This window comes from Mesorhizobium sp. M0478 (genome assembly GCF_040321305.1).
Taxonomy (GTDB): Bacteria; Pseudomonadota; Alphaproteobacteria; order Rhizobiales; family Rhizobiaceae; genus Mesorhizobium.
The window spans coordinates 77,447-97,528 of sequence record NZ_JAMYRH010000007.1 but is presented as its reverse complement, the minus strand read 5'-3'; the positions used below and the strand labels follow the sequence as shown (position 1 = coordinate 97,528).

Annotated in this window: 24 protein-coding genes and 1 pseudogene; 2 read left to right on the top strand and 23 right to left on the bottom strand. The window is 63.9% G+C overall.

Annotated features, from left to right (window positions below; all coding sequences use genetic code 11):
• Nucleotide 1 precedes the first annotated feature (1 nt).
• The 22 genes and pseudogenes from trbL to NKI64_RS17920 form a co-directional block, all read right to left on the bottom strand.
• Entirely contained in the window at nucleotides 2–1,363 is a 1,362-nt protein-coding gene (trbL, locus tag NKI64_RS18025) for a P-type conjugative transfer protein TrbL (RefSeq protein WP_352669151.1), read from the bottom strand.
• A gap of 48 nt (nucleotides 1,364–1,411) precedes the next feature.
• Entirely contained in the window at nucleotides 1,412–1,759 is a 348-nt protein-coding gene (trbK-alt, locus tag NKI64_RS18020; protein ID WP_352669149.1) for a putative entry exclusion protein TrbK-alt, read from the bottom strand.
• 10 nt (nucleotides 1,760–1,769) lie between these two features.
• A complete protein-coding gene (trbJ, locus tag NKI64_RS18015) occupies nucleotides 1,770–2,528 on the bottom strand; it encodes a P-type conjugative transfer protein TrbJ (protein WP_352669147.1) in 759 nt (252 codons plus the stop codon).
• Complete coding sequence (gene trbE, locus NKI64_RS18010; protein ID WP_352669145.1) at nucleotides 2,525–4,978, bottom strand: conjugal transfer protein TrbE; 2,454 nt, start codon at nucleotides 4,976–4,978, stop codon at nucleotides 2,525–2,527. The genes trbJ and trbE overlap by 4 nt, the downstream gene beginning before the upstream one ends.
• 12 nt (nucleotides 4,979–4,990) lie before the next feature.
• On the bottom strand, nucleotides 4,991–5,257 hold the full coding sequence (locus NKI64_RS18005; RefSeq protein ID WP_162256686.1) for a VirB3 family type IV secretion system protein: 267 nt from the start codon (nucleotides 5,255–5,257) through the stop codon (nucleotides 4,991–4,993).
• Between the two features lie 29 nt (nucleotides 5,258–5,286).
• Entirely contained in the window at nucleotides 5,287–5,619 is a 333-nt protein-coding gene (locus NKI64_RS18000; protein WP_502901385.1) for a TrbC/VirB2 family type IV secretion system protein, read from the bottom strand.
• A complete protein-coding gene (gene trbB, locus NKI64_RS17995; protein ID WP_352669143.1) occupies nucleotides 5,616–6,632 on the bottom strand; it encodes a P-type conjugative transfer ATPase TrbB in 1,017 nt (338 codons plus the stop codon). Before trbB ends, NKI64_RS18000 begins: the two co-directional genes overlap by 4 nt.
• 217 nt (nucleotides 6,633–6,849) lie before the next feature.
• On the bottom strand, nucleotides 6,850–7,167 hold the full coding sequence (locus NKI64_RS17990) for a helix-turn-helix domain-containing protein (RefSeq protein WP_352669140.1): 318 nt from the start codon (nucleotides 7,165–7,167) through the stop codon (nucleotides 6,850–6,852).
• The gene (locus NKI64_RS17985) at nucleotides 7,164–7,511 is read right to left on the bottom strand and encodes a type II toxin-antitoxin system RelE/ParE family toxin (RefSeq protein WP_082583243.1); all 348 of its coding nucleotides are present in this window, start codon (nucleotides 7,509–7,511) and stop codon (nucleotides 7,164–7,166) included. The genes NKI64_RS17990 and NKI64_RS17985 overlap by 4 nt, the downstream gene beginning before the upstream one ends.
• A 95-nt stretch (nucleotides 7,512–7,606) precedes the next feature.
• The gene (locus tag NKI64_RS17980) at nucleotides 7,607–8,062 is read right to left on the bottom strand and encodes a ribbon-helix-helix domain-containing protein (RefSeq protein WP_057143551.1); all 456 of its coding nucleotides are present in this window, start codon (nucleotides 8,060–8,062) and stop codon (nucleotides 7,607–7,609) included.
• A gap of 7 nt (nucleotides 8,063–8,069) precedes the next feature.
• Complete coding sequence (locus tag NKI64_RS17975; RefSeq protein WP_352669137.1) at nucleotides 8,070–10,052, bottom strand: conjugal transfer protein TraG; 1,983 nt, start codon at nucleotides 10,050–10,052, stop codon at nucleotides 8,070–8,072.
• A 27-nt stretch (nucleotides 10,053–10,079) separates the two neighbouring features.
• A complete protein-coding gene (locus tag NKI64_RS17970; protein ID WP_352669135.1) occupies nucleotides 10,080–11,819 on the bottom strand; it encodes a relaxase/mobilization nuclease domain-containing protein in 1,740 nt (579 codons plus the stop codon).
• Nucleotides 11,820–12,062: 243 nt separating this feature from the next.
• Entirely contained in the window at nucleotides 12,063–12,836 is a 774-nt protein-coding gene (locus NKI64_RS17965; protein WP_352669132.1) for a lytic transglycosylase domain-containing protein, read from the bottom strand.
• A 3-nt stretch (nucleotides 12,837–12,839) separates the two neighbouring features.
• Entirely contained in the window at nucleotides 12,840–13,175 is a 336-nt protein-coding gene (locus NKI64_RS17960) for a DUF736 domain-containing protein (protein WP_352669130.1), read from the bottom strand.
• Nucleotides 13,176–13,190: 15 nt separating this feature from the next.
• On the bottom strand, nucleotides 13,191–13,748 hold the full coding sequence (locus tag NKI64_RS17955) for a S26 family signal peptidase (protein ID WP_502901387.1): 558 nt from the start codon (nucleotides 13,746–13,748) through the stop codon (nucleotides 13,191–13,193).
• Nucleotides 13,749–13,786: 38 nt separating this feature from the next.
• Complete coding sequence (locus NKI64_RS17950) at nucleotides 13,787–14,308, bottom strand: DUF2840 domain-containing protein (RefSeq protein ID WP_352669126.1); 522 nt, start codon at nucleotides 14,306–14,308, stop codon at nucleotides 13,787–13,789.
• A gap of 236 nt (nucleotides 14,309–14,544) precedes the next feature.
• The gene (locus NKI64_RS17945) at nucleotides 14,545–15,705 is read right to left on the bottom strand and encodes a replication initiator protein A (protein ID WP_352669124.1); all 1,161 of its coding nucleotides are present in this window, start codon (nucleotides 15,703–15,705) and stop codon (nucleotides 14,545–14,547) included.
• Between the two features lie 18 nt (nucleotides 15,706–15,723).
• Nucleotides 15,724–16,005 carry a helix-turn-helix transcriptional regulator gene (locus NKI64_RS17940; protein WP_352669122.1) on the bottom strand — a complete coding sequence of 94 codons (282 nt, stop codon included), beginning with the start codon at nucleotides 16,003–16,005 and terminating at the stop codon, nucleotides 15,724–15,726.
• 140 nt (nucleotides 16,006–16,145) lie between these two features.
• Entirely contained in the window at nucleotides 16,146–16,691 is a 546-nt protein-coding gene (locus tag NKI64_RS17935; RefSeq protein ID WP_352669120.1) for a DUF2285 domain-containing protein, read from the bottom strand.
• Nucleotides 16,663–16,911, bottom strand: a complete 249-nt coding sequence (locus NKI64_RS17930; protein WP_352669118.1) for a transcriptional regulator domain-containing protein — start codon at nucleotides 16,909–16,911, stop codon at nucleotides 16,663–16,665. Before NKI64_RS17930 ends, NKI64_RS17935 begins: the two co-directional genes overlap by 29 nt.
• 134 nt (nucleotides 16,912–17,045) lie before the next feature.
• Nucleotides 17,046–17,306 (bottom strand): DNA -binding domain-containing protein, encoded by a 261-nt coding sequence (locus NKI64_RS17925; protein WP_352669116.1) that lies wholly within the window; start codon nucleotides 17,304–17,306, stop codon nucleotides 17,046–17,048.
• 172 nt (nucleotides 17,307–17,478) lie between these two features.
• Nucleotides 17,479–17,760, bottom strand: a pseudogene (locus NKI64_RS17920) (DUF736 domain-containing protein).
• A gap of 249 nt (nucleotides 17,761–18,009) precedes the next feature.
• Here NKI64_RS17920 and NKI64_RS17915 point away from each other — a divergent pair.
• Nucleotides 18,010–18,540, top strand: coding sequence for a Ros/MucR family transcriptional regulator (locus NKI64_RS17915; protein WP_352669421.1), 531 nt, complete (start codon nucleotides 18,010–18,012; stop codon nucleotides 18,538–18,540).
• Nucleotides 18,541–18,626: 86 nt separating this feature from the next.
• Here the strand turns inward: NKI64_RS17915 and NKI64_RS17910 are convergent, their stop codons facing one another.
• Entirely contained in the window at nucleotides 18,627–18,938 is a 312-nt protein-coding gene (locus NKI64_RS17910; RefSeq protein ID WP_352485884.1) for a DUF736 domain-containing protein, read from the bottom strand.
• A gap of 855 nt (nucleotides 18,939–19,793) precedes the next feature.
• Here NKI64_RS17910 and NKI64_RS17905 point away from each other — a divergent pair.
• Nucleotides 19,794–20,078 (top strand): HU family DNA-binding protein, encoded by a 285-nt coding sequence (locus tag NKI64_RS17905; protein WP_502901384.1) that lies wholly within the window; start codon nucleotides 19,794–19,796, stop codon nucleotides 20,076–20,078.
• The last annotated feature ends 4 nt before the right edge of the window (nucleotides 20,079–20,082 follow it).

Below are 20,082 nucleotides of genomic sequence, written 5' to 3'. Positions count from 1 at the left end.
CTCAGTCTCTTTCAGAGAGGTTGATCGAGGAGCCGCCGCCATGACTGTCGCCACTGCGAACGGCGTGGGCGGCGGCCTGGACGCCGTGGGTCATCTGTTGCGAGCGCTTCATGCGCTTCGCCCAGGCGGGCTGACTTTCGCTGGCGGAGGGCGCGACGGAGGCTGAGCTGGCTTCGCCAGTGTTCGCGCCGACCGTGCCGGCGGTCGATGATCCGCCCGTCGTCTCGAAGGCAGCGCGAGCACCAGACTGATAGCTGTCTTTCATGCTGCTCGCCGCATGATTGGCCGTGCGCTTGAGCGGTGAGATGGCACCCCGGGCGCCGGCGCTGATGACACCGCCGAGCCCGGATGCAACGCTGGAAAAGCCTGACTGTCCGGCGGCGCCGAGGCCGTAGGCTGTGGATGCCCTGCCCGCGGTGGTGGCACCGCCACGGGCCGCCGCCGCAGCACCGCCGCTGACAGCCGTGCCGCCGGACATGACGGCGCCGGCGGCCGCCGCGCCCACTGCTGCCATGCCGCCGGCGGCGAGCCCGGTGCCGACTGCCGCACCCGCGCCGAGCTGCGGGCCGCCGGAGACGAGGCCGTTGGCAATGCCAGGTCCAAAGATGCCAAGGCCGAGCAGCGACAGCGCGGCCAGCACGATCGCCATGGCATCGTCGATCGACGGCGTGTTGCCGCTGAACCCCGAGGTGAACTCGGAAAAGAGCGTCGAGCCGATGCCGATGATGACGGCGAGCACCAGCACCTTGATGCCGGACGAGATGACGTTGCCGAGTACGCGCTCGGCCATGAAAGCGGATTTGCCGAACAGACCGAAGGGGATCAGCACGAAACCGGCGAGCGTCGTCAGCTTGAACTCGATCAGCGTGACGAAGAGCTGGATCGCCAGGATGAAGAAGGCCAGCAGCACCAGCGCCCAGGCGAAGAACATGCAGGCGATCTGGATGAAGTTCTCGAAGAAGGACCAGTAGCCCATCAGGTTCGAGATCGAGTCGAGCAAAGGCCGGCCGGCGTCGAGCCCGGTCTGCGCCACCTTGCCCGGGCGCATGAGATCGTTGACGGTGAAACCCGTTCCCGAGGCCTTCAGGCCAAGCCCGGCGAAGCTTTCGAAGACGATGCGGGCGAGATTGTTCCAGTTGGAGATGAGATAGGCGAAAACGCCGACGAACAGCGTCTTCTTGACGAGGCGCGCCATGATATCGTCGTCCGCCCCCCAGGACCAGAAGAGCGCCGCCAACGTCACGTCGATGACGATCAGGGTTGTGGCGATGAAGCCGACCTCGCCGCCGAGCAGGCCGAAGCCGCTGTCGATGTAGCGCGTGAAGACTTCGAGGAAATGGTCGATTACGCCCATGCCGCCCATGTCAGCGCGCCTCCGGCCGAGGCGGCTCGACCTGCATCGCGGGAGCGGTCACATCCTTCCCCTGCCCTTTTTCCGGTCGGCCGACGCCGCCACATTTGGAAACAGCGTTGTCGGCGCTACCGGAGCAGGCGCGGTTGCCGAGTCACGTTGACCGAGAAACCGGCGCCGGCTGTCTGCCCATGCCTTCAGGCAACCGGGATCGCGAGGGCCGGCCTCGCCGAGCCCGGAACAGCGGCGCAATTCGGCCGCGAGCGGGTCTTGTAACGCCAAGGGACGGCCCGGCGTCGCAATAGCGTCAGGCTGCTCGTCCTTGCTGCTCATTTCGATCGCGGTCACTGTCAAAGCGACCGCGATGAAGACGACTGCACTGACACGAGCGAGGATCTTGCCATCCATCGCGCCGGCCTCAGTTCGTGCCATAGAACATCTGCGCACTGCCGGGCTGGTAGCCCGAGCCCTGCGTCAGGAAGCGGCGGCGCTGCTCGCGGCCCTGATCGGCAGCGGTGGCCTGCTCGGCCGATTGCAACGCCTGCGCCCGGCCGTTCGCGGCGACGACCGCGGTGAGATCGGCGAGTTGCTGCGCCTGAAGCGCGAGGAGTTGGTTGCCGGCCTGTGTTGCCTGAAGCGCTCCGGTCGCACCCTGGCTCTGGCCGACCAGCGCCGACATCTCACTGCGATTGGTGTCGATGTTGCCGACGACGCCCGCCTGCACACGCATGGCATCCTGAAGGCCACCAACCGTGTTTCCCCAGCGCGAGCGCGCCTCAGTGACGAGTTGCTGATCCGAAGCCGACAGCGAGACGTTGCCGTATTCCTGCTTGAAGGCCTGATCGATCTGTTGGACGTCATAGGCAATGTTCTGCGCCTGGCCGAGCAACTGCTGCGTGCGCTGCACCGACTGCTGGAGCTGTTGTAGCGAGGAGAATGGCAAGCCTGCGAGATTGCGGGCCTGGTTGATGAGCATCTGCGCCTGGTTCTGAAGCGAGGTGATCTGGTTGGTGATCTGCTCCAGCGAGCGCGCTGCCGTCAGGACGTTCTGCGAATAGTTCGAGGGATCGAACACGATCAAGGCGTGTGCCGGCGTCGCCAGCATCGGCGAGAGCGCGGCGGGAGCGACAAGCAGGGCGGCAGCGAGCCGCATGCCAAGGGAACGGCGCTGTTTCATGGGGACTTCTCCTTGTTGGTAAGGGCGGGGCTGGTTAGGGCGGGAACGAGTTCAGCGGCCCAGCCGACGCCACGGTGGTTGAGCCAGGCTGCGAGGAACCCGTCGCGGCCATGCTCGGCGACGATGCGGGCGATCGCGGCTTGGTCGGTCTTGGCGGATACGGCGCAAAGCGCGAGGGCCACATCCGACAGACCGAGCTCGAACAGCCGGTTGCCGCGACGAGACTGGCAGTAATAGTCGCGCTTCGGCATCGCCCGCGCGATGATCTCGATCTGCCGATCGTTGAGGCCGAAGCGGCGGTAGATCGCCGTGATCTGCGGCTCGATGGCGCGCTCGTTCGGCAGGAGAAGCCGGGTCTGGCAGCTCTCGATGATCGCCGGCGCGATCGCCGAGCCATCGATATCGCTGAGCGACTGCGTGGCGAAGATGACGCTGGCGTTCTTCTTGCGCAGCGTCTTCAGCCATTCGCGGAGCTGGCCGGCAAAACCATCATCGTCGAGCGCAAGCCAGCCTTCGTCGATGATGAGAAGGGTTGGCGAGCCATCGAGCCGGTCCTCGATGCGATGGAAGAGATAGGACAGGACGGCGGGCGCAGCACCCGTTCCGATCAGTCCTTCGGTTTCGAATGCCTGGACCGACGCCGATCCGAGATGTTCGCGCTCGGCATCGAGTAGGCGGCCGTAGGGACCCCCGACGCAATAGGGACGCAATGCCTGCTTGAGATCATTTGATTGCAGCAGGACGACCAGACCGGTGATGGTGCGCTCCTCGACAGGCGCGGACGCCAGGGAGCTCAGCGCCGTCCAGATATGCTCCTTGACCTCAGGCGTGATCGCCACGTTCTCCCGCGTCAGGATCGACACGATCCAGTCGGCGGCCCAGGCGCGCTCGGGGACATCTTGAATACGGGCGAACGGCTGAAGGCTGACGCTATCGGACGCCCCATCACTGAGATCGCCGCCGAGATCATGCCAGTCGCCGCCCATGGCGAGTGCGGCGGCGCGGATCGAGCCGCCGAAATCGAAGGCGAAAACCTGTGACCCTGTATAGCGGCGGAACTGCAGCGCCATCAGTGCCAGAAGCACGGACTTGCCGGCGCCGGTCGGGCCGACGATCAGCGTATGGCCGACGTCGCCGACGTGAAGCGAAAGTCGGAACGGGGTCGAGCCTTCGGTCTTGCCGAAGAGCAGAGGGGGCGCCGCAAAATGCTCGTCTCGTTCCGGCCCCGCCCACACCGCGGAAAGCGGGATGATGTGGGCGAGATTAAGCGTGGAGATGGGAGGCTGACGGACGTTGGCGTAAACGTGACCCGGCAGGCTGCCGAGCCAGGCGTCGACGGCGTTGATGGTTTCGATGATCGCCGTGAAATCGCGGCCCTGGATGACCTTTTCGACCAGGCGCAGTTTTTCGTCGGCGGCGTGGGGATCATCGTCCCAAACCGTCACCGTCGCGGTGACATAGGCCATGCCAGCATAGTCGGCGCCGAGTTCCTGCAGCGCCATGTCGGCGTCGGCGGCCTTGTTTGCGGCGTCGGTGTCGACGAGGACGGACGCCTCGTTGGTCATCACCTCCTTGAGGATCGCGGCAACCGATTTGCGCTTGGCGAACCATTGACGCCGGATCTTTGTCAGCAGCCTGGTCGCATCTGTCTTGTCGAGCAGGATCGCGCGTGTTGACCAGCGATACGGGAAGGCCAGCCGGTTCAGTTCGTCGAGCAGACCCGGCGTGGTCGCGGTCGGGAACCCCGTGAGCGTGAGAATGCGCAGATGCGACGCGCCAAGCCGGGGCTCGAGCCCGCCGGTCAGCGGCTGATCGGCCAGCATGGCATCGAGATACATCGGCGTTTCGGGGACGCGGACACGATGGCGATTGGTCGAGACGCAGCCATGCAGATAGGTCAGCGTCTCGGCGTCATCGAGCCAGCGGCACTCCGGCATGAAGGCTTCGACAAGGCGCAGAACGCGGTCGCTGCGGTCGGCGAACCCGGTCAGTACCTCATGAGGGTCGAGGCCCTTCTTCTCGCGCCCTTCGTAGAGCCAGCTTTCCGCGCGGGCGGTATCTTCGGCGGGCGCGAGATAGGTGAGCGTCAGGAAGTAGCTGGACTCGAAATGCGCGCCGGCCTCCTCGAAGCCCGCCTTTCGCTCCGCGTCGACCAGCGCCGAGGCCGCATCCGGAAAGCTGCTGTCGGGATAACCGGTCGAGGCGTGGCGCTGCGCCTCGACGAAGATCGCCCACCCGGAGCCAAGCCGGCGAAAGGCATTGTTGAGCCGGCCGGCGACGGCGACCAGTTCTGCCGGCACGGCGCTGTCGAGATCGGGGCCGCGAAAGCGCGCGGTTCGCTGGAAGCTGCCGTCCTTGTTGAGGACGATTCCTGCGCCGACCAATGCCACCCAGGGCAGGAAGTCGGCGAGCCGGCTGCTACGATTCCGATATTCGGCAAGATTCATCATTCGATGGCCCCCTCAGACCGTGAGATGCGCTGGGATGCGCAGATGCCGGCGAACGACGTCGACGAACAGCGGATCGCGCTTGGCGGCCCAGACGGCGGCGACATGGCCTATCGCCCAGATTGCGAGGCCGACGAGCCAAAGACGCAGCCCCAGCCCCACGGCGCCGGCGAGCGTCCCGTTCATGATGGCTATGGCGCGCGGGGCGCCGCCGAGTAGGATCGGCTCGGTCAGCGCGCGGTGCACGAGGACCGTATAGCCGGGCACCGCATAATCCGGCATTGGGCCGCTCAGTTCGACAGCGTCCGCCATCAGACCAGCGCTCCGCCGCCGAACGAGAAGAACGACAGGAAGAAGCTCGACGCCGCGAAAGCGATGGACAGGCCGAACACGATCTGGATGAGCCGGCGGAAGCCGCCCGACGTGTCGCCGAAGGCGAGCGTCAGGCCGGTGACGATGATGATGATCACCGCCATGATCTTGGCGACCGGGCCTTCGATCGACTGCTGGATTTGTTGCAGGGGCTGTTCCCACGGCATCGATGAGCCGGAGGCATAGGCGGGCGCGGCCATCACCAGGATGAGCGTGGCACCCGAAACTGTCATGGCGAGACGATGGCGCGCCAGGCGCAGGCGTTGGATCATGGATTCTCTCCTTCAGGGCTTTGGATGAGCAAGGTCGGGCTGTCGTCGCCCTCAAGGACGGCAGGCGCGACCCGGTAATCACCGTCCGGGCGCAGGCCATCGACACGGGCGAGTTCGGACAGACGGCGCGCCGAGCCCCGGCCGGAAAGGACGGCAATCACGTCGATCGTTTCGGCGATCAGCGCGCGCGGCACGGTGACCACGGCTTCCTGGATGAGTTGTTCCATGCGGCGGAGCGCGCCAATGGCGCTGCCGGCGTGGATCGTGCCGAGGCCGCCTGGGTGGCCGGTGCCCCAGGCCTTCAGCAGTTCGAGCGCCTCGGCCCCGCGCACCTCGCCGACCGGAATGCGGTCGGGGCGCAGGCGCAACGATGAGCGAACAAGATCAGATAGAGACGCGACGCCGTCTTTCGTGCGCATCGCCACGAGATTTGGCGCGGCGCATTGCAGTTCGCGCGTATCCTCGATGATGACGACGCGATCGGCGGTCTTGGCCACTTCAGCGAGCAGCGCGTTGATCAACGTGGTCTTGCCCGTGGATGTGCCGCCTGCAACGAGGATGTTCGCGCGGTTAGCAACGCCCTGGCGCAGTGCGTCCGCCTGCTGCGCCGACATGATCCCGGTCGCGACATAATCTTCCAGGGTGAAGATGGCGACGGCGGGCTTGCGGATCGCGAAGGCGGGCGCCGCGACGACGGGAGGAAGAAGCCCCTCGAACCTGTCCCCCGTCTCGGGCAGCTCGGCCGAGACACGTGGGGCGCCGGCATGGACCTCGGCACCGACATGATGAGCGACGAGGCGAACGATGCGCTCGCCGTCCGCCGCCGACAGACGCTCTCCTGTGTCGGACAACCCCTCGGACAGGCGGTCGATCCACAAGCGCCCATCGGGGTTGAGCATCACTTCGACGATGCCGGCGTCGTCGAGATAGCTCGCGATCGCAGGTCCGAGCGCTGTGCGCAACATACGTGCGCCGCGCGCCAGACCTTCTGAATTGTGATGCGAAGCCGCCATCCTGTCCCCGTTTCGATCCGGGGGACATGGACGCCCCTTGGACGGGGATGATTAAGAGAGCCACATCTCGAGTGGTTTCAACACCTATGTCGAGGCGTAGTGGCGTAGCGTGCAAATACAGGAGATTGGCGGTGCCGACCGGCAATCAAAGGCTGACGATCTTCAGGCAAGGGCGGCGCTCGCCGTCAATTGTGCGCTCGTCGGCAAAGCCGTCTGGTCAAGCGGCCTCAGCACGAGTTGACCGTCGAGGCTTATGGCGCACCACAACATCCACCTTGTAATCGAGCCGATCGAGGCAACGCACGAGGCGATCTATCGAGAACTTGCCCGTTCGCCCGGTGACGATCGCGGAGACGTCCGGCTGTTTCACCCCGAGTAGCTCGGCCGACTTCGCCTGGGTCAGGCGCCGGCGCTTGATAATGGCGCGGATCTCGCGGGCCAGCTTGGCCTTGAGCAATTCCTCTTCGGGATTGTCAAAGCCGAGGTCCGCAAACACGTTGCCGCTGCTCACTTCGGCGGTGATGTCTTCTGTCATGACTTTGTTCCTTTCCCATAGTTTTCGCGGTAGTGCGCCTCGGCCGCCTTCAATCGCACTGTCACGAGATCGATTTCGTGCTTGGGTGTCTCCCTGCCCTTCTTCGACTTCTTCTGGAAGCAATGAAGCACGTAGATCACCCCGGCAAAGCGCACGGCATAGACGGCCCGGTAGGTATCTCCGTCGAAGTCGTCGACCACCTCGAGGATGCTGCGGCCCCCAAACCCTTTCAGGGCTTTGACAGCCGGGTGCTCCTCACCATTCTGGGCGTCGTTGATTGCGACACCCATCAACCGGCGAACATCGATCGGAAACTCGCGCAGGTCGCCCTTCGACGACCCCATCCATACTGCGGGCTTTTGGTTTTTCATTCTCCCCTCACCTTATAGCATACAGACTATAATTTTCAACGAAAAATCCTGATATCGCTCAGGGCCATTTAGCCCACGGGCCTGCCGGGCTGGTGGGTGTCCAGGCCACCATCGATGTCCTCGGAGATCTCCTGTCGAAGCTTTGGACCTTTCGCCAGGCGCCGGCCGAGCGCGGTGACGAAGGCATCATAGCGTTCGCCAGCCTTGGCGTGGGCAGCCTGTGCCGCGGGCTCGGGCAACGCTGGTGTTGTCGCCAGCCAGAAGCGGACGAAAACGGCGAGCGTCTCCACGGCAATTCCAAGATCGCGCTCCTGGCGTGCCGTACGGCGATCGAGTTGATCGAGCCGCTTGGTGATCGCCGCCTCCTGTCGCTCAGCGGCATCGGGCGAGAGGAATGACTCGATGGCCGCTTCCGCGACGAGCGACCGCGAAAGATCACGTCGCGCCGCATGTTCGACCAGCCTGCTCATCGCCTTCGGATCGAGATAGACGGACAGGCGTTGTTTGCGGGGTGACTTTGCCATCCGAGCCTCACATATCCACGCCGTCGCCGGGGTCGAGCGACGCCTGCCGCGCAATGCCTTGCATGAGGCGCGTCAGGCGACGATTGCGGGCAACATCGTCCTCCACGTCGTCGAGGTGATCGATCTCGAATTCGTTCTCGGTCGATGGCTTCACGACCGGCTCGACGCGACTGAGCTCGGGTTGCCGACGACGCTCGGATTCGGTCAGGTCCGCATCCTCGACGGCGGGCGATAATGTGGCTTCGGCAATCCCGGGACGGGAAGGCAGAGGCAGCTTGGTCCAGTCGTCCGGTCTCCCCTCCACTACCGCCACCAACGCCGGAGGCGGCAGGATACGCTCCCGGAAGCGAGCATCCTCATGATAGCGCGCCTTTTTGGCGCGGATCGGCGGCGCACCCGAGACCATGACGATCTCGTCGGTGGAGGGAAGCTGCATCACTTCACCTGGCGTGAGCAGCGGGCGAGCCGTCTCCGAGCGGGAGACCATGAGATGACCGAGCCACGGCGACAGCCGGTGGCCAGCATAGTTCCTCATGGCCCTCATCTCGGTCGCTGTTCCCAGCGCGTCGGACACGCGCTTGGCGGTGCGCTCATCATTGGTGGCGAAGCTCACCCGGACGTGGCAGTTGTCGAGAATTGAATTGTTGGCGCCGTACGCCCTCTCGATCTGATTGAGGGATTGAGCGATCAGGAAGCTTTTCAGGCCGTAGCCGGCCATGAAGGCGAGCGCCGACTCGAAGAAGTCGAGGCGGCCAAGCGCCGGGAACTCGTCGAGCATCAGAAGCAGCCGGTGCCCTTTCGCCCTCACCTGGAGATCTTCGGTCAGGCGGCGACCGATCTGATTAAGGATCAGGCGAATGAGCGGCTTGGTCCGGTTGATGTCGGACGGCGGCACGACGAGGTAGAGTGTCGTCGGATGCTTGTCGTCTACAAGATCGCTGATGCGCCAGTCGCAGCGGCGCGTGACCTCGGCCACGACAGGATCGCGATAGAGGCCAAGGAACGACATGGCGGTGGAGAGGACGCCAGAGCGCTCGTTGTCGGATTTGTTCAAGAGCTCCCGCGCGGCGCTGGCGATGACCGGATGCGGACCCGCTTCACCCAGATGCGCCGTTTTCATCATCGCCGACAGCGTCGATTCGATCGGACGCTTTGGATCGGAGAGGAAACCGGCGACGCCGGCAAGCGTCTTGTCCTTCTCGGCGTAGAGGACATGCAGGATCGCGCCGACCAGAAGGGCATGGCTGGTCTTTTCCCAATGGTTTCGCCGCTCGAGCGAGCCTTCCGGATCGACCAAGATGTCGGCAATATTCTGAACGTCGCGGACTTCCCATTCGCCGCGGCGGACCTCGAGCAGCGGATTGTAGGAAGAGGATTTTGGATTGGTCGGATCGAAGAGCAGGACACGGCCATGCCTGCCACGGAAGCCCGCGGTGAGTTGCCAGTTCTCTCCCTTGATATCGTGAACGACGGCTGAGCTCGGCCAGGTCAGCAGTGACGGGACGACGAGGCCGACACCCTTGCCCGAACGTGTGGGCGCAAAGCACAGCACGTGCTCCGGTCCGTCGTGGCGCAGATAGGCGCCGTCAAACCGCCCAAGCACCACTCCATCGGAACCGAGCAGGCCAGTTGCCTTGACCTCCTGCTTGTCGGCCCAGCGGGCGGAGCCGTAGGTCTCGACCTTCTTGGCCTCGCGAGCCCGCCAGACCGACATGCCTATGGCGACGACGACGCAGGCGAAACCACCGGAAGCCGCGATAAAGGCTCCCTCCACGAAGATCGACGGCGCGTAGGCATCAAAGCCATACCACCACCAGAAGAAGGACGGCGGAAGGTAAAACGGAAAGCCGAGGACACGGAACCATGGCCTGCCGAGCTCGGGCTGGAAAGCCAGGCGCCAGGCCACCCACTCAGACGCGCCCCAGGTCGTGAAAAGCACGATCGCTATGACCGCGAGGATCTGGCCCCAGAGTATCTTGGTGGCGGACATAGAAGCGGTCCTTTCTTCAACATGAGGTTAGAGGCCGAGGCCTCGCTTGCGGCCAAAACTCCAGTCGATGCCGTCGTCATTGCGAGCGACGCCAGAGACGTGGCGGCCAAGATGTTTTTCCAGGGACGGCGTCCAAGGCACCAATTGGAAACCGAGGCCGTCATCGATCATGGCAAAGCGGCCCGACGCGAGCGTGAAGCGTTGCCGATAGGAACCGGCTACGAACTCGCCGCCGCGGGCGCGGTTGAAGGGCTGGCCGGTTTCGGCCGAGAGCTTTTCGCCGAGCGCTTCCAACTCGCGGCGACGCAGCGTGTCGATCAGGTTGCGGGTGAAGGTTGTGCGTTGACCATGCCGCTCGCCGAGGCCCTGTTGGACGAGATGGTCGGCGCGACGCTCCATCGCCTGCCGCACCTCGGCCCCAAAGCCGCCTTCCGACAACGCAATCGGTTCGCGGGCGATATTCTGGCGGTCGAGCCAGGTCGCGCCGGTGGCGGTGACCTGGCGTTCAATATCGAGATCCGAACGGACAGCGAGTGCTGCGCGCCCATGTCCCTGCGCGTCATGGAACTTGCGCAGCTCGACGATGGAACCCGTAGCGCTGTCGCCTGCCGCGTCGAGATCGGACAGCTTGATGTGATGTGTGCGGCCGTCGGTGCCATCGACCACGGCATACGTGCTACCCGTCAGCTCATCGTCAAGGCCGCGGTCGACCAGCCGGCCAACGATCGGCGTGTCGAGGCGCTCCGCCGCGAGCACATAACTCGCTGCGCCGCGCTCGATGCCCTGCTCTGTCAGGGCGCGGTGCATCCGCTTGATGATGTCACCGCGCTCACCAAGCTCGCGCAGCGTCGCCTCGGCCTTGTCGTCGATCATCCATTGGCCCGGGCCGACCTGTTCGGCAAGGCCAAGGGTTTCGAGCTTTCGCATCCGCCCGACCTTCAACACGTGATACTCGTCGGGCTGGGCGTTCGGGTTGGCGGCAAGGTCGATGACGCCTGTGTGGCGCCCATCGCGAACAAGCTGCCGGTCAAGCTGGGTCCAGCGCTCGGCTTCGACCTGGCGCTGCAAATTGCGACGGATGTCGAGATCGCTGCGCGGGCCGAGCTCCTGGGTAACGAGATCGGCCGCGCGGGCGCGCATCCCCTCCTTGATGTAGTCGCGCGAGATCACGAGATCCTGCCCGTCATCAGTGTGGCCGCGCAGGATGATGTGAAGGTGCGGGTTGTCGGTGTTCCAGTGATCGACGCCGGCCCAATCGAGCTTCGTGCCGAGGTCCTTTTCCATCTGCCCCATCAGATCGCGGGCGAAGGATTTGAGATCCGTCATGTCGACGGCATCTTCGGGCGAGACGATGAAGCGGAAGTGGTGCCGATCATCGCCGCACCGCGCGGCGAAAGCACCGCCATCCACCTCCCCGGCCTCCGGCCCGAAGAGCCTTGCCTTCTCCCCGTCCCGGGTGACGCCCTCGCGGCGCAGATAGGTGAGATGGGCGGCAAGCGGCGCTGCGCGCACGTGATGACGCACCAGCCGTGTCTTGATGATCACGGTGCGCGAGCGGCTGGTGAGGAGACGATTGGCGCGCACGCTCGCCGAGCGGCCACGCCCGAAGGTCGAGCGATTGCCCGGACTGATCCGGCCGGTGCGAGAGATACGGGCGCCGGCCTTCTGGGCGGCGGCAAGCGCCTGCGCGATGAAGGGCCTGGCGCGCTGGGCGCCAGACGAGCGGATGCGGCCGGGCCGGATTCGGAAACCATCCTCACCGTTCATCGCGAAGATCCGCACATCGTATCAAGGCACGGAAATCACGGCGAAAACAGTGTTCCGGCGGGGTGCGCCAAACCTTCGCACCTCGCGGAAATCCTGTATAACCTCTTGAAACAACACAACCGATCGACGCCGCACCTCGCGGCCTTTTATCTCGCCATCTTCCGCTTGTTCTGCACACCTTCCGCCCCCATCCACGCCTCGGTGCGCTGGGGCTCGCGGTTGCGCGAAGACGCCCGCGCGCGCTCATGGCTGGATCCTTTCGCCCGCTCGCGCCACGAAGAGGCCTTCGGACAGCGGCACGATGGCGGAGACATCGCGCACGGCGGGTGCGGAACTCGCGTCATTTGGTGGTCGCTTGGCCGGCACGAGGTCGACAGCCTCTATGCGATCCGGCTGACCGACGAAGAGCGAGCCGTGTTTCCACGGAATGGCCTCGACAGACGTAACGGCGAAAGGGCGCACACCCTCGCCTTCACCGACCAGGGGGGCGAGCGTCGCGACATAGGCGCGGGTCTCGGCCGGTAACGGACGCCCAGTGAGGTAGGCTTCGTAGCGTGCGGGTCCAGCGTTGTAGGCGGCCAGAAACCCCGGTGAGCCGAAGCGATCGCGCAGTTCGCGCAGATACGCCGTTCCTGCCAGGATGTTGTCCCGGGGATCGAACGGATCGAAGCCAAGCGACCAGCGGGCGCGCAGATAATCCCATGTGCCGGGCATGATCTGCATCAAGCCGCGGGCGCCTGCGCTGGACACGGCGCGCGCATCGCCCGCACTCTCCTTGCGCATGATGGCGCGTATCAACGCGGTCGGAACGCCGAAGCGGTGCGAGGCTTCACTGATGTGCGCACCGAAGTGATCGCGTTGCGACGACCGCGCGACGGCCAAGTCCTGCGCGACTGTCTCCGCCGGCGTGACGGTCGCGACGGACAGGCCGCAAAGGAGGAGCAGAGCCATGCGCCGGGCAGCACGAAACGGCCCGGGCGCACCGCGATGGCTCGTCGATGGACGGCGAGCGCGCATCGTTCAATCCTTCTCGCTACGGTCGCGCGGGCGCGCCCAGTGCAGCGACCAGGACGTTTTGTCGTCGCCGTTGCGAAAGAGGCTCGCGCGTATCGGCTGCGCGAAGGTCGGGTCGTCGAGCTGGATCGAGACATAGTCACCAGCCTTTTCGCTGGAGCGTTTCCAGCCGGCACCAATCTCGGGGCCGTCCTCGCTTCCGGCGTGAATGCGGTAGTCAGGCGCATTCTCCGTTTCACTCGCCTCCGCCGTCACAATGGCGACATCGAGGTTGAGACTGAGCGTGTGGATACGTCCGTTATAGCCAGTCTTCTGGCGCGTGAATTCCCCGATCTGTTGCATGTCAGGCTCCTGTTTTCAGTGGTGCGGTGATGAAGGCTGGCGGCGCGACGCGCGCCGCCGGTCGCGCGCCCAACGCGTTGACGCGCGCCATTCGAAGCGCCCGTTTTTCCCCTCGTCGGTCCACAACGGGACGGCGCGACCGATGATCTGGGCTGTGGAGATGAGGCCGAAGTAACGGCCGTCGAGGCTGTCGCGGACCTGCCAATTCATCAGGAAGACTTCGCCGGTCGGGATGCGGCGGCAGCCCTGCCAGACGGGCAGGTCACGGCCGGCCCGATCACGCTCGAGCGCCACGCCCGCCTCGACGCCATCGACAGTGATGGTGAGGTTCGAGCGACATACACGCTGCCCGGCAACGCCAAGGATGCGCTTCAAGAGTGGCACGCCCCTCGGCAGATAGCCGCGATCAGCGAGGAATGCGGCGAGTGGCTCAGGCGCCTCGACGGCCACAAGATCGGTGACCTCGAACGGTCCAAAGAAGTCGATCGTGTAGAAGCCGATCGGTGCGCTAGCTGACGCATTCCAGATGAGCTTCGTGGGCATCGAAGTGAGGCCGGGATAGCCGACGCCCATGGCAGCGAGAACGCTAGCGACGATGATCCGGGCGCGCGTCACGGCTCGATCCTCTTGCGCAGCAGGAAGGCGCGATGTTGGTCGAGTTCGTAGCTGCGCGGCGCGTGGCCGGCGGTTATCCGGTTGTGGATGTGCCGCCAATGATCGAGCGACACCGACTCAGGCTCGATGTCGAGGCGCTGGATGGCGTCGATCGCCTGCAGCACGCGTTCCACCTTGGGCCAGCTCTCGACCTTCAGAAGGATGTCGCCGCCGGGGCGCACGAAGGGCAGTGTCTGATAGGCTTCGCAAGACGCGACCGCACGCACGATATCGATGCGTGAGATGATCGTTCCGAAGTCGTTCGCCGCCCAGCGAACGAACGCGAAGACCGTGCCGGGGCGATAGGACAGGATGCGCCGGCGACGATCGACGATCTGTTCCTGGGCGTGCGTGCCGAAGCGTATCCAGTTCTCAATTTTCTTCTCGACCCAGGTCAGTTCGACATGGACGAGATCGTCGCGAGCGTGGTGCTTGGCCGGGAAGGCGTCGCGCATGCGAGGAGCCGCGATGCCGGTCATGAAGGTTCTCCTGATGTTGCCGGGAATTTGCGCGCGAGCTTCTCGCGCAGCGTGTTGGCGACAATGCCGTCGTGCTCGAAAACGGCGATGCAGTCGCGCTCCTGAGTCGTCATGTCGGTGGTCGGGCGCACAAAGAAAGGTCGCGAACTGATTTCCCTTGCAGGTCAATTCACCGGCGAGAAGCAGCGTCAAAGGTGCCTTGCCAACACCGCTCTTTTGATTGAGGAGTGCGACGATCATCGGGTGCCTCTCGAGCGCGGATCAAGAGGCGGAGTCGGAGCTTCGGAAGCGTTGGTTGCCGTGTCGCGGCCACCAGAAACCGTTGGCTTTTTCGGGGTCTTGTTGGTGGTTACGCTGAGTGCGTTGCTGGCTCGCCGTCCGAGCCTCTGCACATCGCGCGCGCGCTCTTCAAGGTTAGATTCTGGGTTAGAGTCTAAGTTAAGGGCGCGATTTCGGCTTTGCTTTCCGAGGGTTAGGCCCCGTTTGGGTTCCCGATAGCACGAGCCTGCGGTTCCCGATGGCACGATAGGTCCGGTTCCCGATAGCACGATGCCGTCCCCAGGCTTTCCACAGGAGCCAATCCGCTCGAAAGCGAGCAGCGTCCGGCCACCCATCTCCACTTCGAGGAAGAGCGTGTAGCCGGGCAGCGGCTGGCGGCGGATGATGTCGCGCAGCTCGAAGGCAAAGCGCTTGTGGGGCGACAGGCTGCCGGATTTCTGGTGAAGGTGACGGAAGTCGAAGCGCCAGCCGTCGGGCTGGCGTCCGCCATGCTTGCGCACCAGTCGATAGAGCCAGCGCTCCAGCCCGCCAGTCAGGGCGAAATAGGCGCGATCGATCGTCAGCACGAGCGCGTCATCGAGGACTGCCTGGTAGAACCAGTCGGGGACGATCAACTCGATCCCCGCGGGTTTGCCATGGCGATCGATGCGCTCCTGCCACTCATTGATCCATGAGAAGCGGTGACGCCGGCCTTCGGCGGGCTGACGGATTGTCGTCGAGACGGTGGTCGACTGCAGCCGGTCAAGCCCCGCCTTCAGGCGCTGATAGTCGCGCAGGCTCTTGCCGCGGCCGACGAAGGTGAGAATCTCATAGGGCGTGGCAGCCATCAGGCGCGAGGTGCGAAGGCCGGCGTCGCGCGCCTCGACGATCTGGCTCGCGGCCCAGATCAGGATGTCGGCGTCCCAGATGGTCGCCATACCATGATCGGGTACGGCTTCGACCCGGATCGTGACGTTGCCGGCCATGAAGTCGATTGGCGCGACGCGATGGGTCTTGGAGAGGGAGAAGAACGGATAAGCCATGAGATCCTGCGCGTCTCGTGGGGCGAAGTCGCCAGGCAGCGCCCTGAACAGGTCGAGCTGCCCGCGCTCCGAAAGGGATGGGTTTCGCGCCACCATTTGGAAATCCGCGCGCGGTCAGCGTGCGTATTGTCCGCCGTGCGTCGGCGGCGTCGGCGTGTGACGCTTGGCCGGCAGGACCGACCCACGCGGATCGGATGTAGACGTGACAGCGCCGCGTTCGGCCCAAGCCTGAAGATCGTCGACGGCATAGACGACACGGCCGCCGAGCTTGCGGTAGGAAGGACCAGTGCCATAGGTACGGTGCTTTTCGAGCGTGCGGGCGGACAGGCTGAGGAAATCCGCGGCTTCCTTGGTGCGCAGGAAGCGCGGCGGCAAAACGGCGATATCGGGTCGCATGGGTCGAACCTCCGTGGGGTTTTGGGCAGCCGCTGGCGTTCAGCGGTGGACGGAGACCACGGTGGCGGAGAGTAAGCTTCGTCAGGGATGGGGAAGTTGAGGGGGGCTAAAACTCCACCCCTTTTGCGCGGCCAGACCCGCTAGGATCGACGGCGATGACGCAGGATTTGCAAATAGCCGCCGCCGATCATGGCGGTGGCGCCTTCGACGAGACCGATCACCGCATCGCGCAGCGCGGAGGTTTTCCAAGGATCGGCGGCGACGCGCTTAAACCCGTAAAGCGCGATCGCAATGTCGCGGTAGCTCGCGCCATTCGAGTGGCCGTCAGCGGCCTGTATCATCAGTCGAAAGCGGCGGCGCTGCTGCGGGGTCATCCGCGTGTCCGAAGGTGTGGGGCGCCCCTGCAAGGAACGCCAGAAACGGGTGAGTGCTTCGATCCGTCCCAACGTTTCTGCATCCAAAGGGATCAACGCCGCCAAAGCGCCGTGCGGCTCACTACCGGGCAGGAGCAGAAGTTGAGTGGCGACGCCTGCACTATGGACAGTGTGGCGTCCTTCCGCGCTGTCGCGGCTAACGCCCATGCCGGTCAACGGAGCCGATCGCAAGGACGACAGGAATTCCGGCGCCGGCACGAGAGAAACCACAGCTGGATCGACGTCAGGCGACCAGAAAACGTCTTGCGCCAAGGCGGACAAATCCGGCGTGGCCGGGAAATCGCAACCCCCACTGCCGCTGGGCCTCAGGGTGGAAGGGTGCCTTTTCGGATCTTGTGGTCAAGAGCGCTTGGTAGTGCCGTTGATAGGGTTCGTGACGCCGCAGACACTCCCAGGCGAGCCCTTCGATGGGTAATGTATCGAAATAATCATAGCTGGCATTGTCTCGCCAATGCGACGTATCCGGCCTCATCCAAGAATTCCTCGCAAACAACGCGTAGACCCCGCCTCCAAACGATTCCGGGTTGTAGCGATTGGCGGAAGACCCTTGCCGGGCATCGGGTGATGCCACTTCGGCATCACCAGCGAACCACAGGCGCTGTGGTGCTAGTTGCCGGGTCGGCGCAAAAGATGACGGTAGCCTGCACGCGCCATCCAGCGCGCTCGCGCCAGATGGCTGTCATGGATTCGCCGGGCGCGTTGTGACTCCTTCGTCAGATCAATGCCGAAGAGGATTTCAACAACCTCGCGCCAGTCCGCGCCGTCGTCGGCGGCGTCAAGCAGGCGCACATAGAGCTTGACGTGTTCCCGATCGTATTCGGTGAGTTCGTCACTGGTCGGCGCGGTTTCGTCAAACGGCTCGATCATCGCTTGCCTCGTCTTCACAGAGTGAAAGCCTGCATTTTATAGAAACAACGGCGCCGACGGAGGATAGCTGAGAAGCATCAGGCGATGCGGTTTCGGCATCGCTCTCGAAGTGAACCGAACCGGACGGCCGCGGAAGAAGGCCCGGCCTTCCGGCCGAGGCCGGCGCGGGTCCTCAGTCACCCCGCCGCACGTTCGGGCGGGACCAGATGAGCGAGAAAACCCTCACCTTCGTCGTCGTCGCGTAGATCGGGGCGTTGAGTTCGGATCGTCGAGCTTGAGACCCAGGTAGTCGCGACAATTGCTGGAAGTTTCGACCATGCGGCGCCCATCTCGGCGCGTCCGACCACCCCCGGTGGCTGGGAGCGTTCTCGCGAGTGGCGCGTGTGTCTGGGACGATGCGCACCTTCTTTGCCTGGACACTGAGGGTGGAAATTGATGGCCGCCGTTGCTGCAGTCGGCCGCTTTGCGAGCCTGCGGCCCTGCTCTGCACAGGCAGGATTGGCGGGGAGCGAGGGGAAGTTCCTCGCTTCCGATTGGGTCGACAAGGGTATCCGCAGTCGATTGGAACGATCAAAGCTAAGCTTACCCTTATAATGTCGTGCACGAGATTTGGATTTTACAGAGAAACGTACTATTTGCCTCAGCGGCGGGACGGAGAAATCAAACGTCGCTCAATTCGTCCGACACAATAAGAGGAAGTTATATGACCACTGCTCTCCAACAAGACGGCCAACTGGATACCGTGTCGATAGCGGCCGACATCGTTGCCGCCTATGTGTCGAACAATCCACTGCCGGTCGGCGAGTTGCCGAAATTGATCGGTGATATCCATGCCGCTTTGAAAGGTATCGGCACGCCGGCGACGGAATCTGTGGTCAAGCAGGAACCGGCAGTATCGATCAGGAAGTCGGTGACGCCGGACTTCATCATTTGTCTGGAAGACGGAAAGAAATTCAAATCGCTCAAGCGGCATCTTCAGCATTTTAACCTCACCCCTGACCAATACCGGCAGAAATGGAACCTGCCCTCCGACTATCCGATGGTGGCGCCGAATTACGCGGCCACGCGTTCGGCCCTGGCGAAGGCATCAGGGCTCGGGCGCAAGGCGGCTGCGCCCACTCCTGCCGCGGCGGAAAAACCAAGACGAGCTGCTCGTGCGGCAGCAGCGAGAACAACTGCGGCAGCCGTCAAGTCGCCGCTGAAGAAGACGCGCAAGGCGCCAGCCAAAGCCTAGCGCGCTGCACCTGCGCACGTGCCAGGCTGTGTGGACCTGAACATGGCGAAGCCCTGCCTTGCGGCGGGGCTTCGTGTCAAGTCGGATCACTCTGCGGTGCGGCGGGACCAGATGAGCGAGAAGTCGCCCTCGGTGTCGGTCTCGACCAGGCTCGCATAGATCGGAGCGGGGAAGCTGGGATCGTCGAGCTTGACGGAGTGGTAGTCGCGTCCCTCCCGCGAGGTCTTCTTCCATGCCGCCCCGAACTCGGTGGCGCCGGCGAAGATGCGGAAGTCGGGACCCTTTTCATTCTCGCCATCGGCCGGGGCGAACGTCACCGTCTTGACGTTGAGATTGAGGGTCTTGACCGAGCCGGAGAAGCCGTTCGCGGTGCGCGAGAATGTGCCGATCGTAGCCATTGTGGTGGTTCCTTCTGTTGTTCTCGGGCCGCGCCCATCGCGGCCTCGATGGTGGTCGTGAGACCGGAGACGATCGGTCCGCACCCCGAAGGGGCTGAAACGAAGTGAAAGACGGCGGCGCGAGGGTTTCTTGGATCGCGAGGAATGGACGCGCAGCGGCCAGGGGAAGAAAACGCAGCGACGTCGTTGCGGGAAGACGATCGAGACTGAGCGCAGCGAAGGCGGTCTTCGGTCAGACCCAATCCATTCGAGGACGCCGTGGGCGTGGCTTGGAAGGACTACCCGGGAGGAACGCCACATTGCCCAAGATCAGTCACGGCCATTGTCGCTTGCGCCGCGGCGCTTCTCTATTTCGGTCAAAGACGCTTCCTCACGCGCCATGGCGATGTTGGTCCTACTCCAACCGGTGAAGAAGGAACGTCTTGCTTCCCCAATCTTTGGGCTGAATCGTCATCGCGTTCGGGGCGGCTCCAAAGCGACCAATTAATTGCTGAGGGCAGCGGCTTCCAAGTCGCCAAATGCCGTGACGATTTCCTGTCTCACGTCGCTTCGATGCAAGTATGATTTGAGATCGAAGCCGAGGATAGCCGCGTCACACCTGAGCCTCCACCGCATGGCCGAATGATCCCGCTGCGGTCGCGCCTCACGCACGGGTGAGCCATTGCTGGGAAAGCGCCCCCTCCACGCCGGATTTCTGATGCCGAGGTGATGTGCTGCGTGACTTCCCCGATAAGAGTGGTGCAAATTCCCGGTTCGAGCATTGGTTTGCACCGAATTCCGTTCCTTGACGCGATGACAGTGTGGAATCGCCTGTGCCATAAGGCCAGTCGTTGAACTCACTCAGAAGGGATGGAAATGATGGCTGTAAACACGATCGATATTGCCGAACGCCTTGCAGACGCGCACGGCCTGTCGAAAACACAAGCGAAATCCGTGGTCGAGGATGTGTTGAAGGGCATTGCGGAAGCCGCAGCCAAGGGCGAGGAAATCAGCCTCAATGGCTTCGGCAAGTTCAAGGTACAGAACAAACCAGCACGTGATGGCCGCAATCCGTCGACTGGCGCCACGATCAAGATCGCCGCATCGAAGAAGATCGTCTTCCAGCCGGCAAAGGCTCTCAAGGACTCGGTGAACGGCTGATCAA

Excerpts from the sequence above, each read along its gene's own strand:
- NKI64_RS17985 (WP_082583243.1), bottom strand. The coding sequence starts at position 7,511 with ATGGGGTCGTCGAAGGGCGACCTGCGCGAGTTTCCGATCGATGTTCGC.
- NKI64_RS17970 (WP_352669135.1), bottom strand. The coding sequence starts at position 11,819 with ATGAACGGTGAGGATGGTTTCCGAATCCGGCCCGGCCGCATCCGCTCG.
- trbK-alt (WP_352669149.1), bottom strand. The coding sequence starts at position 1,759 with ATGGATGGCAAGATCCTCGCTCGTGTCAGTGCAGTCGTCTTCATCGCG.
- NKI64_RS18000 (WP_502901385.1), bottom strand. The coding sequence starts at position 5,619 with ATGATCCAACGCCTGCGCCTGGCGCGCCATCGTCTCGCCATGACAGTT.
- NKI64_RS17950 (WP_352669126.1), bottom strand. The coding sequence starts at position 14,308 with ATGACCGGCATCGCGGCTCCTCGCATGCGCGACGCCTTCCCGGCCAAG.
- NKI64_RS17940 (WP_352669122.1), bottom strand. The coding sequence starts at position 16,005 with ATGCGACCCGATATCGCCGTTTTGCCGCCGCGCTTCCTGCGCACCAAG.
- trbJ (WP_352669147.1), bottom strand. The coding sequence starts at position 2,528 with ATGAAACAGCGCCGTTCCCTTGGCATGCGGCTCGCTGCCGCCCTGCTT.
- NKI64_RS17965 (WP_352669132.1), bottom strand. The coding sequence starts at position 12,836 with ATGCGCGCTCGCCGTCCATCGACGAGCCATCGCGGTGCGCCCGGGCCG.
- NKI64_RS17930 (WP_352669118.1), bottom strand. The coding sequence starts at position 16,911 with ATGAGGCCGGATACGTCGCATTGGCGAGACAATGCCAGCTATGATTAT.
- NKI64_RS17925 (WP_352669116.1), bottom strand. The coding sequence starts at position 17,306 with ATGATCGAGCCGTTTGACGAAACCGCGCCGACCAGTGACGAACTCACC.
- NKI64_RS17905 (WP_502901384.1), top strand. The coding sequence starts at position 19,794 with ATGATGGCTGTAAACACGATCGATATTGCCGAACGCCTTGCAGACGCG.
- NKI64_RS18005 (WP_162256686.1), bottom strand. The coding sequence starts at position 5,257 with ATGCCGGATTATGCGGTGCCCGGCTATACGGTCCTCGTGCACCGCGCG.
- NKI64_RS17910 (WP_352485884.1), bottom strand. The coding sequence starts at position 18,938 with ATGGCTACGATCGGCACATTCTCGCGCACCGCGAACGGCTTCTCCGGC.
- NKI64_RS17990 (WP_352669140.1), bottom strand. The coding sequence starts at position 7,167 with ATGACAGAAGACATCACCGCCGAAGTGAGCAGCGGCAACGTGTTTGCG.
- NKI64_RS17975 (WP_352669137.1), bottom strand. The coding sequence starts at position 10,052 with ATGTCCGCCACCAAGATACTCTGGGGCCAGATCCTCGCGGTCATAGCG.
- trbB (WP_352669143.1), bottom strand. The coding sequence starts at position 6,632 with ATGGCGGCTTCGCATCACAATTCAGAAGGTCTGGCGCGCGGCGCACGT.
- NKI64_RS17915 (WP_352669421.1), top strand. The coding sequence starts at position 18,010 with ATGACCACTGCTCTCCAACAAGACGGCCAACTGGATACCGTGTCGATA.
- NKI64_RS17945 (WP_352669124.1), bottom strand. The coding sequence starts at position 15,705 with ATGGTGGCGCGAAACCCATCCCTTTCGGAGCGCGGGCAGCTCGACCTG.
- trbL (WP_352669151.1), bottom strand. The coding sequence starts at position 1,363 with ATGGGCGGCATGGGCGTAATCGACCATTTCCTCGAAGTCTTCACGCGC.
- NKI64_RS17960 (WP_352669130.1), bottom strand. The coding sequence starts at position 13,175 with ATGCAACAGATCGGGGAATTCACGCGCCAGAAGACTGGCTATAACGGA.
- NKI64_RS17980 (WP_057143551.1), bottom strand. The coding sequence starts at position 8,062 with ATGGCAAAGTCACCCCGCAAACAACGCCTGTCCGTCTATCTCGATCCG.
- NKI64_RS17955 (WP_502901387.1), bottom strand. The coding sequence starts at position 13,748 with ATGGGCGTCGGCTATCCCGGCCTCACTTCGATGCCCACGAAGCTCATC.
- trbE (WP_352669145.1), bottom strand. The coding sequence starts at position 4,978 with ATGATGAATCTTGCCGAATATCGGAATCGTAGCAGCCGGCTCGCCGAC.